This window comes from Confluentibacter sediminis (assembly GCF_003258355.1).
Taxonomy (GTDB): Bacteria; Bacteroidota; Bacteroidia; order Flavobacteriales; family Flavobacteriaceae; genus Confluentibacter; species Confluentibacter sediminis.
Genome location: NZ_QKPO01000111.1, coordinates 1 through 322, shown reverse-complemented (window position 1 = coordinate 322; position 322 = coordinate 1). Strand labels below are relative to the sequence as shown.

The following is a 322-nucleotide window of genomic DNA, read 5'->3' as shown; positions in this document are numbered from 1 at the left end:
TGTCGGAGGTGCCGCAAGCCGCGGCGGAGAACAGCATGGCCACGCTCAAGGCGGCGGCCGCAATGGTCTTCAGCTTGTTGAACTGCATGATCTCTCTCTTCTTCTCTGTGGAGCCGCCCTATAGCGACTATCAACAATCAGGTATAAATATACATTATAGCGTATACATATACAAATGCTCCCGCTGGGAGGCCGCCGCATAAGAATACAACTGCTGGTGGCTGTTATGCTACAGACCACCCTCAGTCGCCTTCGGCGACAGCTCCCGCCAGCGGGAACGAACAGGGACACCTGGCAATCAGGCGGCGTCGGCCGGGTTGAT

General features: G+C 56.5%; 1 protein-coding gene. It reads left to right on the top strand.

Annotated elements, in window-relative coordinates; translation table 11 throughout:
• On the top strand, window positions 1-203 hold a 203-nt coding region (locus DKT72_RS19120), incomplete at its 5' end, for a hypothetical protein (protein WP_220628177.1).
• Between the last annotated feature and the right edge of the window lie 119 nt (window positions 204-322).